This window comes from Methanobrevibacter sp. (assembly GCF_017431965.1).
In the GTDB taxonomy this organism is placed as follows: Archaea; Methanobacteriota; Methanobacteria; order Methanobacteriales; family Methanobacteriaceae; genus Methanocatella.
On record NZ_JAFRKB010000033.1, the window covers coordinates 69,088 to 85,944 of the forward strand.

Here is a 16,857-nt window from a genome sequence, read left to right on the forward strand (position 1 = left end):
ACCTATTTTTTCATTCCCTTACGTGTTTTGATAGCCTGTCCTGTCTGGAACTGTTTGATTTCACATGCCCCAAGCAATGCCTTACCGTAGGCAAGCAGCTTATCCTCTTCATTTACTATCAAAACCTCATCCTTTGATCTGATATTATCATCACAGTCAACTACAAATTTACAGAACACACTTTTTCCATCAAGTGCAAATGGTTCTGAGTCCTTGTTTACTACAACCCTGTTTTCAGGATATGGCATTGCATTGTGAAGCCTTTTGGCACCTTCCTTTGAAAGTATGAGATATGAATCTGATGCCCTCATATTCACAATCAGGACTTTTCCGTCGTAGATGTGTCTGATTTTTCCTGTCTTTTTACTTTTTTCAATGTTTATGTTTCCGCTAAACAGTGCATCTCCCGCACCAACGCCGAACTGATAATCTGCAATGGCCTTAATCTTTTTGATGTCATCCTTTTTATATCTTATTTCATCAGAGTCTATGCATTTGTTGTAAAGGCCAATTTCCAAATCCTTAATGATTCTTGAGTGGATTAACACCTGCTCATAATATTCGACGAACTCATTGATGAAATCCTCAACGAATTCTATGCTGTCAACATCACGTGTTTTTGGTGCGTCATTCTGACTTAACGGATATACCTCATCAATTTCCAAAGGTATCAATCCGAACGGCACATCCAATACCATAAAATCGGTATTTTCCAAATCGATTTCTTGTTCTGCACCATAAATGTAGAATTCTCCAAGTTTTCCTGAAATGAATTTTGAGTAAGGCTTTCTTGTTGGAGGCAATAACACCAGGTCTCTTTTTTTGGGCATCTCACGTAATTTCTGCATGTGTCTCAGCACTTCCGGGCGGCACAGTGATTCAGGACCTGTGTAGAAAAACGCTGACTTTTTGCTTCTAGGGTCGTATTTTTCCATATCCATGGAGTAATTTCCAAGCTGTCTTACCGCTTCAAGAAGTGCAGGATGAGCTCTGCATCGCTCCTCTACAAGTTCCATGAGATTGCCGTCATAGATTGCCTGCCTAATCAATCTCAATTCTGCAAATGAAACATGCAAGTTGTGTTGAGCTATAAGGTCTCTTCTTTTCTCTTTAGGCATTGCCCTTAAATCATCGGGAGTGTATTTGGTACATACTTCACATGAACACGGCATTTCCTGAAGGTTTTCCAGTTTGAATGTTCCTCTTGTTGATAAAAGCCTGTCGTCTTCTGCATAAAGGATATATGCCGCTGAGTCAAACAGATCACATCCCATTGCAACGCACAGTGCGAATATCATTGGGTGGCCTGCACCCATCAGGTGGCGTGCGGTATCATCAGGAAGCTCCTTCATGGAGTTCATCACGACATCCACCAGATCTTTGTAGTGATATGATTCCATAAGAGGGACAACTGCACCTATAGGATATAAATCGGCATCAAGCTTTGACAGTTCACGGGCACATTCACGTCTCAAATCAAGAAATGTTGAACCCTGAACAACAGAATTCAGCATCATTTCCATTTCCTGAGATTTTTTGTATTCAACAGCTTCCTTTGCTCTTTCCAAAGTGATTTTCAAATCGCTTTCAGCCTTTTCTCTTTCAACAAAGGGTGCTGTAGGAATATCCAAACTTGTTCCGATATCAGTCTTGATTAATTCCTGAAATTCAATAACTTCCTTATTTGTGATTTCAACATCACCGTAAACGGAAAGCTGGAAAGAACCGGAATCCGTCATTATCGGACCGTCAAAATGAATCAGTTCATGCAGACCTTTCTCGGCCGCTTCCTTTTTAAGTTCCTCATCCTTATAAATCAGATACGCATTAGTAATGACGATGTCAGCACCGTACTTACCTACATCTATCGCCTGTTTACGTGGATGAATAACGGGCATCAACGCAGGAGTTTTAACGTCCCCATGCTTGGTTTTTAAAACACCTACACGCCCCATATTATCTTTAGCCTTAATTTCAAACATCTAACTACCTTATTACATTGATTCATGAACTAATTAACTGATAATTTCAATAAGAAAAATATTCAATAATTTAAAGTTCAGTTAAAGAAATAATCTCCACAAAAATCTGGAGTATTAATAATATCTAAATAAAGTTATAATTAGAAATTATATAAATTTTGCTCATTTAATAATTAAAAAGTTGAATTGACATATCAAAAAAAAGTTATAACATTAAATTGAAGTTTAATCATGAAAAAAATAATAAAAAAAAGGAAAAACGGAGGTTAAGTTGAACTTAACCAGATTTTTTTAAATTATAATTTAGCCATCTCCTTCATCATATCATTACGTAAAGTTTTACCTAAATTTTCAAAGGTGTTTATATCTTTACTAACTGGGTTTTGAGTGTTTTTATCTTTGATAGATTTTTCATCGACTTTTTTATTGTTTTGAGAGTTAATGTTAGCATTTTGATTTACATCAGGATTTTTGTTCATAGGCATAGTGTTATTTTCCGGCTTTGAATTATCATATTTGGGATTATTTACAGTTTTAGATAAATTGAAATTAGGAGCAATTTTATCTAAGCCTATTAATTTAGACATGACATTATTCATTGCTTCTCCATTAAGGACAGCAGCGTTATTGTTATCTCTTAAATCAATAGGTTTTACATCAGAATTACCCACCGGTTTCATACCAGACATATTACCAACAACAACATCCAAAGGTTTCACACCAGAAAAATTATCTCTAGGCAAATCCATAGGTTTCATACCAGACATATTACCAACAACAACATCCAAAGGTTTTTTGTCAATATCAGAAAAATTATCTCTAGGCAAATCCATAGGTTTTACATCAGAAAAATTATCTCTAGGCAAATCCATAGGTTTTACATCAGAAAAATTATCTCTAGGCAGATCCATAGGTTTCATACCAGACATATTACCAATAACAACATCTATAAGTTTTTTGTCAATATCGGAGAAATTATCTCTAGGTAAATCCATAGGTTTTACACCAGACATATTACCAATAACAACATCCAAAGGTTTCACACCAGAAAAATTATCTCTAGGCAAATCCATAGGTTTCATACCAGACATATTACCAACAACAACATCCAAAGGTTTTTTGTCAATATCAGAAAAATTATCTCTAGGTAAATCCATAGGTTTCATACCAGACATATTACCAATAACAACATCTATAGGTTTTTTGTCAATATCTGAGAAATTATCTTTAGGAAAACCAATGGTTTTATGATCATTTAAACCATTGAAATCATCTTTAGGCAAATCCATAGCTTTTTGGTTATTGCCTATAAATGATACATTATCCATTGGAATATTCATCTTTTTCTGATTATTTACATCAGAAGGCAAATCAATATCTTTTTGGTTTTTCACATTAAAATCCCCAGGCAAATTCATAACATGATTATTATTTACCCTAGAATCTCTAGGAAAATCCATAGCATTATTATCATCACGATGAGCATCGATTTCATTGTTTTGTCTAAAATCATTAGCATTATTCTGATTATTATTTACAGCTTCGTTAGAATCGAAAGATACATCACCGTTAGATTTAACATCCCCATCATATTCGTACAAATTCTCATCACTATTTTTATCTCCAATCATTCTTGGAGGTTGATTAAATGATTTTTGTTCATTATGGGAGAAATAATCACCAATATCATTTTCATGATTTTGCATGAATCCATCATCATTACTTTCACCAGCAATATTATGATTTCTAATATTGGTTTTTATAGACGGATCGTGTCCCGTCCCACTAATTTCAGCATCATCAACTGCTGAAACCTCCGAAATAATAGCGAAAGATAACATAATGAACAAAAACATTACAATAATATTTCTTTTATTATGCATTTTTTCATCTCGCTTTTGATTACAACCCCAAATATATTGTCATGAAAAATTACCCTAAATAAGAGTAAAATTTCAAAATACTTAAGGTTGATGGTTTTTATTTTAAATTAAGTAGTATATAAATGTTTTTATTTAAAAATAATAAAAAATAGGAATTTAATTTAAAAAATAAGCAATTTTAAGCGAAAAATTAAATGGCTAAAACTGGCTTAAATCAGCTCCAAATAGTTGAAAACATGACAAAGTTAAATCAGAAAACATGTTAGTGATAATTTGAACTTTAATTAAACAAGGCCAAATTAGATTTATAGTAATCAAACAAGCCCATTTTAAATAAAAAATAACAATTACCATATTTTTAAGACAAAAAATACCAATTTTATAACTAATTTCCAAATTAAAGGCAAGATTTAAGAAAATGATTTAGAAATTCACAAACTTAGAAATAAGGACAAACAAAAGGCTTTTAGGAAAATAAGCTAAAAACAACATAGTTTACATTTAAACCAATAAAAAGAAAATTAGCAAAATTCACCTCAAAACTAACAAATAAGTTAAATTCAAGCCCTAAAAATCATAAAACAACTAATTAAACTCATTTAATTAAAAAATAAAGATTAAAATCAATTTTAAATAATAAAGCTAAAAACGATTAAAGGATGTTGTAATTTTCTACAATTATCTTTAAACTGAATTAAAATCATTGCCTGTCCATAAAACTCATAGTAATCGAAAAAGATTTATGCAAAAAAAGACGAAATGAATAGAGACACATCGCAAAAAGCACCAACACACCAAAACAATCATGACCCCATCTCCACAATCAAAATCAAAATTCCCTATAAATAAACTCTTCACCATAAAAAATAGCTAAAATAATCAATGACTATTCAATTAAATAAATTATTATCCCCTAAACACAAAAATAACGTTTAAAACAAAAATTATTGAAAAATTTTGTAAAACCTCAGTTTTTGTCTATTTTTCTTTTCTGACTACAAAAATCAATATATATTAAAAAAAACAAATTTTTCTTTTAGATACAATGAGCTATGAAGAGAGTGCACGAATAATTAATGATGATATTTTTGATTTGGTGAATTCATGTTTCGATGAGGAAAGAAGTAGTCGAAATAATGAAGGAAGAGTTAATTTTTTTGATACTTACAAAGATTATTTTGTTTTAACTGATGATGGATCTTATTCTATTAACTCAAAGGAAATAAATAATAAAATTGAAACACTCCATACATCTACAGGTGCAATAAGTGAGTCATTTGAAAAATTTATCAACCCTATGAAGTTTGACTATGACCAGGACATTGCAATTTTAGATATTTGTGCCGGCATAGGATACAACTCCTCAGCGGCAATATCCAATTTTTTAAAAAATAACCATGATTCCAATCTAAAAATAGACATGGTTGAAATTTCACATGCAACACTTGCCTGCGGTCTTTTAGTTCCTTCACCAATAAAAGCCCATAATATTACTCGAAAAGCCATCGAAGATGAACTAATTGCCCAAGATTATGCAACTTTAAGTCTGGAAGAATGTGAAATACCAGAAAATATTGATCTTAACGTTTATATTGAAGATGCCCGCCAAACCGTTCAAAAATTAGATGATAATACTTATGATGCAATATTTCTAGATCCCTTTTCACAGAATATGGCTCCTGAATTGTTTTCAGTGGAATTTTTCAAAGAGTTTAGACGCGTTATTAAAGATGACGGGATTGTAGCTACATACACTTCCTCCGCTCCAATCAGAGCGGCATTTATCGAAGCCGACTTTTACATAGGCCAAGGCCCGATATTCGGAAGAAAGCAGGGTGGCACACTGGCCAGCCCAAATCCTGTGATGCTTGATACATCCCTTCCCAAAAATGACGAGATAAGAATTGCATTATCTGATGTGGGAATTCCATTCAGAGATCCAAATCTAAATAATTCCAGCGAATACATTTTAGATAAAAGAACAGAAGAAAGGCACAACGCCCGCCATAACACCAAAATATCTTCTGCAGTGAAAACACCAATATTTCTAACATCCGAAATGGATGACGAAAAACTGAAAAGAAGAGTTGAACGAAACCTCGCAAAAATGAACATACCTTCAACAACATCACATGAGGCATTCTATATTGTTGAATGTGAAGAAAATTATTCAACAAAACAGGATGCTGAAAATAATTCTACAAACAGAATTTTAAATATGAAAGAAAGATTAAAAAAAGTAAAATTAGGTAACTGGAAATGATTATGCTATTCCACAGTTACACATTTTGCTAAGTTTTTAGGCTTATCAGGGTCATGGCCTTTCTCTATTGTAATATAATATGCAATTAATTGTAAAGGAACTATATAAACCAATGGTGCAATAATTTCCTTAACTTCAGAGTTAATTGTAATTACTGCATTTGCTTTAACTTTTAGTGATTCATCATCAGACGATCCAATAGCCAATACATTAGCTCCACGAGATTTAACTTCTTCCAAATTGCTCATGGTTTTTCTGTAATTATCCCCCGGAGGAATTATAACTACAACCGGAATTCCCTCATCAATCAATGCTAAAGGACCATGCTTTAGCTCTCCTGCAGCATAACCTTCACCATGAATATAAGTAATCTCTTTGAGTTTTAAAGCACCTTCCAATGCAGTAGGATAGGAATAGCCTCTTCCCAGATAGAAGAAATCTCGAGCATAATTGTATGTTTTTGATATGTCTTTAATATAATCAACATCTGAAAGAGCTTCATCAATAAAGTCAGGTACCTTTTCTATTTCTTTAAGCAATTCCATATTTTTAGAAATCAATGCTGCGAATAAATAAATTGCAGTAAGTTGAGCCACATAAGTTTTTGTAGCAGCAACACCAATTTCAGGACCTGCCTGAGTTTGGATTACATATTGAGCTCTTCTTGTAATTGAAGAACCTGCCACATTAACAATACCTAAAGTTTTGGAAGTCTGATTTGCAACATCCAATGCTTTTAGTGAATCTGCAGTTTCACCAGATTGTGAAATGAAAATAACTAAAGTTTTATCATTTAAAGTATTTGCAGAATATTTGAACTCGGATGCAAGAATTACATCAGTTGGAATGCCTGCAAGTGATTCAATTAAATATTTTCCTGTCAATGAAGCATGATAAGATGTTCCGCATGCAACAAAGCATATCCTTTGAAGGTCTTCAATATCATCAATTATTTCTTGGATATTTTCCTTTTGAGTCAGTGTATTTCTAACAGCTGTTGCCTGTTCATTAATTTCTTTAATCATGAAATGGTCATAACCTTCCTTTTCGGCCATTTCAGGAGTCCAGTTAATAGTATCGATTTCTTTATTAACCACATTGTCGAATTCATCATGAACAACAACTCCATCCTTATCCAAAATGACAATTTCCCCCTTTTCAGGATAGATTATATCGCGCGCATACTTTAAAATGGCGGGGGAATCGGATGCTAGGTAATATCCATCTTCGCCAATGCCTACAATTAAAGGGGAATCCTTACGAGTTGCAACTATCTTATCCGGTTCGTTTTTACTGATTGCCGCGATTGCATAAGCTCCTTCAAGTACATCAATAGTTTTTCTAACCGCATGTTCAAGGTCAAACTTTTCATCCATAAACTTCTGAATTAAATGAGGAATGACCTCAGTGTCAGTATCTGATTTGAAAATATGGCCTTCAAGAGTTAATTTTTCCTTAATTTCCAAGTAATTTTCAATAATACCATTGTGAACAACAGCAACAGTATTGTCTTCATCAATGTGAGGATGAGAATTCAATTTTGAAGGATCACCATGGGTTGCCCAGCGAACATGAGCAATACCAAATTTTCCAGGCATATCAGTTAAATCCAATTTTTTATCTACCTCTTCAATTTTGCCCTTATCTTTCTTAATGTGTATATTTCCTTCATTGAATGTAGCCAAACCTATTGAATCATATCCCCTATATTCCAATTTTGAGATGCAGTCAAAAAGGATTGGTGCTACGTCATTATCTTCCTTTAATATACAACCTACAATTCCACACATCTAATCACCTTGATAATTGTAAATATCCTCATAAAGATTTACAACATCCCCAATTATTAGAATAGCTGGAGTGTTAATCTTTTTATCAGCAATGTTTCCTAATGTTCCAAATACAACATTTTCATCAGGCAAAGTTCCGCTTTCAACAACACACACCGGAGTATCTGCTGAGCGGTATTTCATAATTTCAGAAGTATTTTCACGGATATTGCCAATGCCCATTAAAATAATTAAAGTATCTGCAGTATAATCCCAATGAACTTGGCTTTCCGCCTTGGTTGGGTCTTCATGACCAGTTACGATAGTCACAGAAGTGGCTACTGCCCTGTGAGTTACAGGTAGTCCTAGTGAAGTTGGTGCTCCAATAGCTGAAGTTACACCTGGAATTACTTCAAATTTGATATCATGTTCCATTAAAGCCAATATTTCTTCTCCACCACGACCAAATACAAAAGGATCGCCTCCTTTTAGCCTAACAACATTTTCATGATTTTGAGCCTGCTCAATAATCAATTCATTAATTTGGTCCTGTGTTTTATAATGTTCCCCTGCCTTTTTACCAACATAAATTTTTTCTGCATCATCAGGAGCATGAGCCAATATTTCTTCATTAGCCAAATAATCATATAAAACAACATCAGCTTTATTCAATGCTTTAACTGCTTTAAGAGTTATTAAATCAGCATCTCCAGGTCCTGCACCAATTAAATAAACTACCATTTTATCACACTATAAAAATCCTTTAAAGAAGTTTAAACCATCATCAGAGCCAAATATTTCTTCACAAGCTCTTTCAGGGTGAGGCATCATAGCACAAACAAGGCCAGATTCATCACAAACGCTTGTAATAGCTTCCATTGAACCATTAGGGTTTTTACCTTCAAACTGTAAAACAATTTGGTCTTGATCTTTCAATAAATCAATGTCTTCTGTATAAAATCTTCCTTCAGCATGTGCAATCGGAAGAGCAATAATCTGATTATTCTTGAATGCTTTGGTGAAAGGTGTCCTATTTGTAGAAACCTTTAAATCCACCCATTCGCAGTTGAATTTTGGATTTTCATTAGTAATGAAAATACCTGGAACAAGACCAATTTCACCTAAAATTTGAGCTCCATTACATATTCCCAAAACAGGCTTTTCTTCTTTTACTAATTCTTTAATTCCATCAATTACTGGTGTAATAGAAGCCATTGCACCGGCCCTTAAGTAATCTCCATAAGAGAAACCTCCAGGAATAACAATACCATCAAAATCTGTTAATTTTTCTTCACTCCACCATACATATTCTGGAGTGAGACCAGCAAGCTCAATAGCTTTTGCAACATCCCTGTCGCAGTTAGTTCCCGGAAATCTAATTACTCCAATTTTCATTTAAATCCCTCTATTTACCACATGCCATGTTTTGTGGGATAACATTAATCTTATAATCATGAATTACAGGGTTACAGAGTAACCTTTCACACATGTCTACAACATTTTCTCTGATTACTTCCCTGTCTTCGCCTTCTATTTGGAATTTGATAATATCAACAGTTTTGACATTTTTAACTTCATAACCAAGCAAATCAAGAGATCTTTCAATTGTTGTAGCTTCAGGATTTAACATACCGCTTTTAAGGGAAATTTTTACTTCAATATCAAATAACATTTAAATCACCTTTTCTGAATCTGGAATAACTCTATTATACACTTCAATGTAAGCATTCATAACTTCTGAATCTTTTCCTTTTCTGAATAGTTCTTTATCTAAGATTTCCAATGTTTCACTATCCCATAATCTGCATCCGTCAGGAGAAATTTCATCACCTAAAAGAATGTTTCCATCCTTATCTTTACCGAATTCAATTTTGAAATCAACCAAAATAATTCCTGCATCAGCGAAGAATTTGGTTAAGATTTCATTGATTTTTAAAGCCTTTTGGGTTAATATTTCAATTTCTTCTTGAGTAGCGATTCCTAATGCCTTAATTAAAGAATCATTCAACATAGGATCATGATATTCGTCAGCTTTGAAATCCATTTGAACAATAGGAGGTTCTAATCTGGAACCCTCCGCAAATGGGTATTTGCGAATCAAACTACCTGTTGCAATATTTCTTATAATGACTTCAATTGGAATCATTTCAAGTTTTTTTGCAATCATGATATTAGGTTCAGGCAAGTCAATGAACTGAGTTTCGATGCCATTTTCTTCCAAAACTTTAAATATTTTAGTTGAAATTATGGCGTTGTAAGCTCCTTTGTTATCCATTACTTCTTTTCTCTCACCATCCCCTGCGGTCATATCATCCCTAAACTCAATTATGACCTCATCTGGATTATCAGTAGCGTATACACTTTTTACTTTTCCATTGTTAATTAACTCTTTTTTGTCCATGATATCAACAAAACAAATTTTAAATTATTATAATATAATTTTTGGTCTAAATATTATATAACTTTAATTAGAAAATAAGGAAAAATAGCTATAATTCATTAACAAATGTTAAATCATCTTTTTCATGTCCGAATTTAATTCCATTCAATTTGCCGCTTGGCAGTTTTGACATTACCTTTACTGGAAAATCATCATCCGGATTCAAATACATCGTATGAATAACATCCTGTCGTGTTTTAATTTCAATTTTATAAGAATTATCCGTTTTAGATAAATCTCCATCTAGAAATACTTCATTGAAAGATTCATCCAAAAGATAATCCGGAAAGGATTCATTTATATTGAAATGCTTTAATAAATCCCTAAGAATCATTTAACTCATTCCATGCTTGGAAGCTTGTCTTGATCTGACTCATAAGAAGAACCAATAAGCTTACCTGATTCAACATCGAATTGGCGGAATCCTCCGTCCTCGTATGTTACTTCGCGGTAATTTAATCCTTCCTCCTGGCCATTTTTAATAATTTCTTCTTTTACTATTTTCAAAGTATCACCTACCATTGATTTATAGAAGAAATATTAATCTTTTTAATATTTCATCAAAGCTTTCATTAAACCTTTGAGTGTGGACATTAAAATACTTTACTATTATTTATATATCTCAAAAATTATAATATATGATATGGATATGAAAAATGCTGTTATACTTTTAATATTTTTACTGTCTATTTTAGGACTCATAATTGGCGTTCATTATACCACAGATGATACTGCCGATGCAAGTCAAAACAGTGATGATATTGGTTTAAAAAGTGAAAACGATAGTATTATTCTCCATTTACAAAAAAAAGAAAATGACAGTAGTTTAATTGACAGAATACTAAATTTAGCCAATGCTAAGTAGTAACTCCTTTTGAAATTTTTTGCATAAGATTTAAACATGACTTATTTTGAATATCATCAATTAAAACGCCGGCATATATAATTGTACTTCAATTTTGAAAGCGATGAAAAAAGAAAATTTATGATAGAATATTTAAACTCTATCTTCTGTTTTTTTCCAATTATCATTTTTTGGCGGAAGAATGGTAAATATCAATGAGGATATCAGCAATACTGCCGCTGAAACGATTGTGAAATTCATTTGATGAATTGAAGATGAATTAATAACATCAATCAGGCCTCCAATCCAAACTATTGAAATGAAAATCGGAAGTACATATTTAACGATTACAATCCACCATTTACCAAGCTTAATTGTCTTGGTTCGTGAGTTCATGAAATCAACCAATTTTTCAGCTTTAAATACCCAAGCAAAGATTATACACTCAACAATTACACCAAAAAGCAATGCAATCTGATTTATGAATGTATCAACATAACCAAGCAATGATCCACCATATGAAGTTGCATAAATCATTGAAATGAGAGCGCCAACAACACACAAAATTGTCATTGTCCTGTTTCTTGTAAGGCCAAATTTATTTTGAATTGAAAAGGATAACGGTTCAATTGTTGATAGGATGCTTGTAAGACCTGCAAGATAAACTGTTAGGAAAAACAGCGGTCCTAAAATATAAGCCCATTGACCCAATACATTAAATACAGTAGGATACGCAATGAATACAAGGCCGGTTCCCTGAGTAACCAAATCCGCTACAGCAGTGCCTGACTGAAGTGACATATAACCTAAAATTGAAAATACTCCCAAAGCTGCGAAATTTTCAAACAAGGAATTTGCAAGAGCTATTGAAATTGTATTGGTGATTAAATCCGCATTATCTTTTGTATAGCTTGCATAAGTAAAAGCAATTGACATTCCCAAACTCAGTGAAAATACTATTTGTCCGAATGCAGCCATCCAAATTTCAAAACGGCCTAAAAGTGACCAGTCCGGATTGAAGAGCTCGGAAAGTCCAATTGAAGCACCTGGCAAAGTCAGGGAAAATGCTACAATAATCACCATTATAATGAATAATAAAGGTACTAAAAGTTTTGAAACTTTACCTAAACCTTTTTCCAGGTCCCTATGAGAGATGAACCATATTATTACCCAACCCACAAGCATTGCAACGGCAATATATGGAATGAAATGAGTTAATCCCATGTAAGATTCAGAAGATTGAAGAAGAGTGGTTGTGAAGAAAGCATTTGGATCTGCTCCCCAGCCTTTAAAGAAACTCAATAGAATGTATATTCCATCCCAACCCAAAATGGCTGAGTAATAAACCATAATCATGAACACCGCAACAGGCAACAGCCATCCCAAATATTCAAATTTGGAATTAATCTTTGTAATTGCCTTTGCAAAAGAGGATTTATAGTTATATCCAACACCATACTCTAAAATCAAAAATGGAATACCCATTAGCAAAATTGCCACTATATAGGGGATGTAAAATGCTCCTCCTCCATTAGAATAAAGTACGTATGGATATCTCCAAATATTTCCAAGTCCAACTGCAGAACCAATCATTGCCAATATAAATGAAAGGTTACTTCCCCATTCGTTTTTATCTTCCATAATTTCCCATTTCCTATTTAATATATGTCATATATTTTTATTCATAAGATAATAAATAGGTTTAGATTAATGAAAATAAGATTGTAAAAAAATAAATGGGATTGCTAATATTGTCCAAAATCAATGAAATCAATATGATGATTATATCTTTCTTCTTCTGGAGGCAACTCCATATAATCTCCATATAATTCAGTCAATATCTTATCATAATTTTTTGGAACATTGACATAAATATCTTCAAATTTGACTTTTTCAATTTCTTTAAAATCATTTTTGTCATATATTAAAGGATACTCATTAGCATTTGCCGAGAAATCAAACACACTTTCAGAATTAGCATCAGCATAACTATTTAAAAAATTTAAGCATTTCCTATTCAATTTTGAAGGAGTGATATTTAAAATATTTAATAGATGATACATTGAATGTGAAATAAACTTTGATATGAATGGCAAATCATCCAATCTTATTCTGGAAGTAACTAACAAACGGTTATATAAAAAAGCCTTTTTAATTTGAAAAAAACGTTTGAATTTGTTGTTAGATACATCATCAAGAACAAAGATATCAATATTGAATCCGATAGTGAAATCAAGATTAGATGCCCATTTTTCTTCAAATCTCGTATTTTTCAGTGATAACTTTGCAAACAAGTAACAATAATCCTCTTCTGATTCAATGGTTAACAATTCATATTTTTCATTTGAAGAATAGAGTTTTTTGAATTTTTCAAAATCATCCCTCAACATCACGACATCCAAATCATCATCCCAAGGAATAAAGCCGCCATGCCTTATAGTTCCCAATAAAGAACCGGCATACATGAAATATGTAAGGTCATTATCTTCACAAAAACTGATCAAATCCTTTAAAATCATTAATTCAACATCATGAATATGTTTTAAAGTCTCATCATCATATTTTTTAATTTTCACAATATCACAATTTATTCCTTATTAATGAAATTCATGAAGTTCTCTTTGTTTTCAAGTGCAGTGGTTGTTGGCCTTCCCAAATCTTCACGAGCGCCGATAGAACACAATACCTCAATAAAACAAAGGTCATCTCTAGATTTTGCCAATTTTAATTCATTATCCAAATCATCGAAATTATCAACTGATACGGCATATGAATAACCGCAGGATTCAGCTATGTTGACCAGATTCATTGTAGATGCAACGGTTGGCATTCCACCAACGGTTTCATGAGCACTATTGTTTATAACAATATGTACTAAATTAGAGGGATTTACATTACCCACAACAGCTAACGAACCCATATGCATTAATGCAGATCCATCACCGTCAATACACCAAACCTTCTCATCAGGTTTATTTATAGCGACACCTAATGCAATAGAAGAAGTATGTCCCATAGAACCTACAGTTAAGAAATCATATTTGTGTGCTTGATTATTAGATTCCCTTATCTCAAATAATTCCCTACTAGCTTTACCTGTAGTGGAAACAATAGGATCCTCGCCACTAACATTAACAATGTGTTCAATGATTTCCTCACGAACCATAAGATTATCATTTTCATAAACAACTTTTTTATCATATGTCAAAGCATTTTTGCGGACAACAAAAGCAACGCATTTTCCAGAAGCAAGAAGATCATTATATTCCGCCATAACATCATTAAGTTCATTAACACTAGTGTCTTCACCAATGACAAAATTATCAATATCCATTAAATCAAGCAATGTACAGGTTATTTCTCCTTGATAGATATGCTGCGGTTCATCGTGAACACCAGGTTCGCCTCGCCAACCAATAACAAAAATACAGGGAATAGCATAAACTTTGTCATTCAACAAAGATGCAACAGGATTAATAATATTACCTTCACCACTATTTTGCATATAAACAACAGGGACTTTACCAGTTGCTAAATGATAACCTGCAGCTAATGCAGTACAATTTCCCTCATTAGCAGCAATTATATGATGATTTTCATCAATACCATATTCATTCATTAAATAATTGCATAATGCTTTTAGCTGTGAATCCGGAACGCCTGTGTAAAAATCACAACCCAGAACCCTTACAAAATCTTCAACATTCATATTTTAATACCTATATTATAATTGTGGAGTAATAATCTTTTCAATCAAGAATTCAGCAGTTTTTTCAATATCGTCATATGCTACTTCTTTTGGTAAATCTTCACCAAAGGCATCTTTCACTTTACGAATCAAATCATCAGTATAATAAAGTGTTGCATCTTTAATATCTTCCACACCATCTAAAGCCAATGATTCACGATTTGCCTTGTCCATTTCATCAAAAGTAAATACTGATTCATCAATCCATGCAGAAATCTTATCATCTTTATATCCAATAATTACAGGATATCCACCAATGTGTCCGAATACACCAGGAGCGAATACCTTTTGACTTTCACCTGTGCGTATTGCATCAATAACTGCTGAGATAATGCGATAATTACTGGATGCATTCATCATGTTCCTTTTTTGGTCAACGGGCATGCTAATTGAACATGCACTGTAAATATCTTCATGAGGAATGTCCTTTTCTTCACCGCGATAGTAAATCTTTAACGGTAAATCCACGCCTTCTGTTTGGCCTTCTTTGCTTATGCATACATCATGGAAATGTGCTGCTGCAAAATTGAAATCAACATTCCAGAAATCATCCACACCAAGAATATCTGCAACTGCAAATTTCATTCTAGGAATTAAATGATTTAAGTTTCCACTGCCAAAGTCCGGATATGCCTTACCTGCACTTTTAAGCCAAGGAATAACCGCATCAGAATAGGAAGTATTAATTACAACTGCATCGGTATCGGCTTTGTCACATGCTTCCATAATGTTTTTAGTGAATCTGATTGATAATGGAGTCCAAATACCGTATGCCCTTACATTATTCCATGAAATACTTCCATATTTAAGACCAGGATAAGCCCTACTGGAGTTGACAATAAAATCTGGACTATGTTTAGCTATTGCTTTTTCGATGGAATCAATGTCATTTAAATCAACCCCTGCTTCGACAATAATCTCTGATTTATTTAATTCACGAATAAGGCTTGCAACACGAACAATATTAACATCAGATTGCATTTTTTCCTGATTTCTTCCAACAACAACTAATTTTATAGCAGGATCGTTTTTACTTACTAAAAAGTCTAATAAATAGGTTCCCACGCTTCCTAAACCTATAATCATAATTGTAATTTCATCATCTTTTACATGTTTTTCAACAACTTGTAATCTTTCATCTAATGTTTTCATAATTTATTTCTCCCAATAATTTTTAATTAATTTATAATCTTCACGAGTGTTACAGTTTACCCAATGTTTTAAACCAATTATTTCAATTTCAGAAGCATTTTCAACTAAATCGAAGTATTTTTGAATAATTCCCAAATTGGTATCCTCAATGATATTTTCATAGAAATTATCATTTGCAGCTTTAAGTAAATCCATATCCTTGAATTTCCAGGTTTGACCGGAATTAAAAATAGCCTTAAAAGGTTCATTTAACTCCAATAATCCATGGTCACTATTAAACAAATAGTGATATTCATCATTAGCACCAACATATAGGACAACCGCCTTATTTGAATAAATCGGATCATAATTGAATGTTAAAACATTCTTATCAGAGAAAACTACTTTATTAAATGATTCACTGTCAATGTCCAAATCTCCTTCTACAAATAATATTTCATCAATATTATTAAAATTGTCTAAGGCTTCTTTTATTCCAAGATATAAACTATATCCTGAACTTAAATCACTGAAATGATCATTATAAACAGTTACAATTTTATCCTGCAACTCTTTTGAAATGTTGTGGTTAATGTAGTCAACCAAATCATCATATTTGTATCCGCCGACAATGACAATCTTATCAGCATAACTGACCTTTTCAAGCATATGATAAATTAAACTATCTTGAGGGTTTTCTTCATAATACAAACACTTTAATATCTTATCCTCTTCAGGAATGTCCTTGTTGAATCTGCTTGAGACACCCGCCACTCCAATAATAACTATTTTCAAAT

Annotated in this window: 16 protein-coding genes; 2 read left to right on the forward strand and 14 right to left on the reverse strand. The window is 32.7% G+C overall.

Annotation, left to right across the window (positions count from 1 at the left end):
- Positions 1–2: 2 nt before the first annotated feature.
- Both tgtA and IJI93_RS04190 read right to left on the reverse strand, forming a co-directional pair.
- Positions 3–1,982, reverse strand: a complete 1,980-nt coding sequence (tgtA, locus tag IJI93_RS04185) for a tRNA guanosine(15) transglycosylase TgtA (protein WP_292820341.1) — start codon at positions 1,980–1,982, stop codon at positions 3–5.
- A 296-nt stretch (positions 1,983–2,278) separates the two neighbouring features.
- Complete coding sequence (locus IJI93_RS04190; protein WP_292820344.1) at positions 2,279–3,865, reverse strand: hypothetical protein; 1,587 nt, start codon at positions 3,863–3,865, stop codon at positions 2,279–2,281.
- Between the two features lie 1,045 nt (positions 3,866–4,910).
- On the opposite strand from IJI93_RS04190, the gene IJI93_RS04195 reads away from it, so the two are divergent.
- Positions 4,911–6,128, forward strand: coding sequence for an MnmC family methyltransferase (locus IJI93_RS04195; protein WP_292820347.1), 1,218 nt, complete (start codon positions 4,911–4,913; stop codon positions 6,126–6,128).
- A 5-nt stretch (positions 6,129–6,133) separates the two neighbouring features.
- Here IJI93_RS04195 and glmS read toward each other — a convergent pair whose 3' ends face one another.
- The 7 genes from glmS to IJI93_RS04230 all read right to left on the reverse strand — a co-directional run bounded on the left by glmS (position 6,134) and on the right by IJI93_RS04230 (position 10,844).
- Positions 6,134–7,918, reverse strand: coding sequence for a glutamine--fructose-6-phosphate transaminase (isomerizing) (gene glmS / locus IJI93_RS04200; protein WP_292820350.1), 1,785 nt, complete (start codon positions 7,916–7,918; stop codon positions 6,134–6,136).
- Complete coding sequence (cobA, locus tag IJI93_RS04205; RefSeq protein ID WP_292820353.1) at positions 7,919–8,638, reverse strand: uroporphyrinogen-III C-methyltransferase; 720 nt, start codon at positions 8,636–8,638, stop codon at positions 7,919–7,921.
- A 9-nt stretch (positions 8,639–8,647) separates the two neighbouring features.
- Positions 8,648–9,292 carry a phosphoribosylformylglycinamidine synthase subunit PurQ gene (gene purQ / locus IJI93_RS04210; protein ID WP_292820356.1) on the reverse strand — a complete coding sequence of 215 codons (645 nt, stop codon included), beginning with the start codon at positions 9,290–9,292 and terminating at the stop codon, positions 8,648–8,650.
- A gap of 10 nt (positions 9,293–9,302) precedes the next feature.
- Complete coding sequence (gene purS, locus IJI93_RS04215) at positions 9,303–9,569, reverse strand: phosphoribosylformylglycinamidine synthase subunit PurS (RefSeq protein ID WP_292820359.1); 267 nt, start codon at positions 9,567–9,569, stop codon at positions 9,303–9,305.
- Positions 9,570–10,298, reverse strand: coding sequence for a phosphoribosylaminoimidazolesuccinocarboxamide synthase (gene purC / locus IJI93_RS04220; protein WP_292820362.1), 729 nt, complete (start codon positions 10,296–10,298; stop codon positions 9,570–9,572).
- An 88-nt stretch (positions 10,299–10,386) separates the two neighbouring features.
- Positions 10,387–10,671 carry a hypothetical protein gene (locus tag IJI93_RS04225; protein WP_292820364.1) on the reverse strand — a complete coding sequence of 95 codons (285 nt, stop codon included), beginning with the start codon at positions 10,669–10,671 and terminating at the stop codon, positions 10,387–10,389.
- 5 nt (positions 10,672–10,676) lie between these two features.
- Complete coding sequence (locus tag IJI93_RS04230; RefSeq protein ID WP_292820367.1) at positions 10,677–10,844, reverse strand: hypothetical protein; 168 nt, start codon at positions 10,842–10,844, stop codon at positions 10,677–10,679.
- Positions 10,845–10,980: 136 nt separating this feature from the next.
- Here IJI93_RS04230 and IJI93_RS04235 point away from each other — a divergent pair, with 136 nt between their 5' ends.
- A complete protein-coding gene (locus tag IJI93_RS04235; RefSeq protein WP_292820370.1) occupies positions 10,981–11,202 on the forward strand; it encodes a hypothetical protein in 222 nt (73 codons plus the stop codon).
- 132 nt (positions 11,203–11,334) lie between these two features.
- Here the strand turns inward: IJI93_RS04235 and IJI93_RS04240 are convergent, their stop codons facing one another.
- From IJI93_RS04240 to IJI93_RS04260, 5 genes are all read right to left on the reverse strand, one after another.
- Positions 11,335–12,822 (reverse strand): sodium-dependent transporter, encoded by a 1,488-nt coding sequence (locus IJI93_RS04240; protein WP_292820375.1) that lies wholly within the window; start codon positions 12,820–12,822, stop codon positions 11,335–11,337.
- A 104-nt stretch (positions 12,823–12,926) separates the two neighbouring features.
- Positions 12,927–13,757: a phosphorylcholine transferase LicD gene (locus IJI93_RS04245; RefSeq protein ID WP_292820378.1), complete on the reverse strand. Its 831-nt coding sequence runs from the start codon at positions 13,755–13,757 to the stop codon at positions 12,927–12,929.
- Positions 13,758–13,768: 11 nt separating this feature from the next.
- Positions 13,769–14,890: a phosphonopyruvate decarboxylase gene (gene aepY / locus IJI93_RS04250; protein ID WP_292820381.1), complete on the reverse strand. Its 1,122-nt coding sequence runs from the start codon at positions 14,888–14,890 to the stop codon at positions 13,769–13,771.
- Positions 14,891–14,905: 15 nt separating this feature from the next.
- On the reverse strand, positions 14,906–16,081 hold the full coding sequence (locus tag IJI93_RS04255; RefSeq protein WP_292820384.1) for a saccharopine dehydrogenase NADP-binding domain-containing protein: 1,176 nt from the start codon (positions 16,079–16,081) through the stop codon (positions 14,906–14,908).
- 3 nt (positions 16,082–16,084) lie between these two features.
- Positions 16,085–16,855, reverse strand: a complete 771-nt coding sequence (locus IJI93_RS04260) for a DUF6564 domain-containing protein (protein WP_292820387.1) — start codon at positions 16,853–16,855, stop codon at positions 16,085–16,087.
- Positions 16,856–16,857 lie beyond the last annotated feature (2 nt).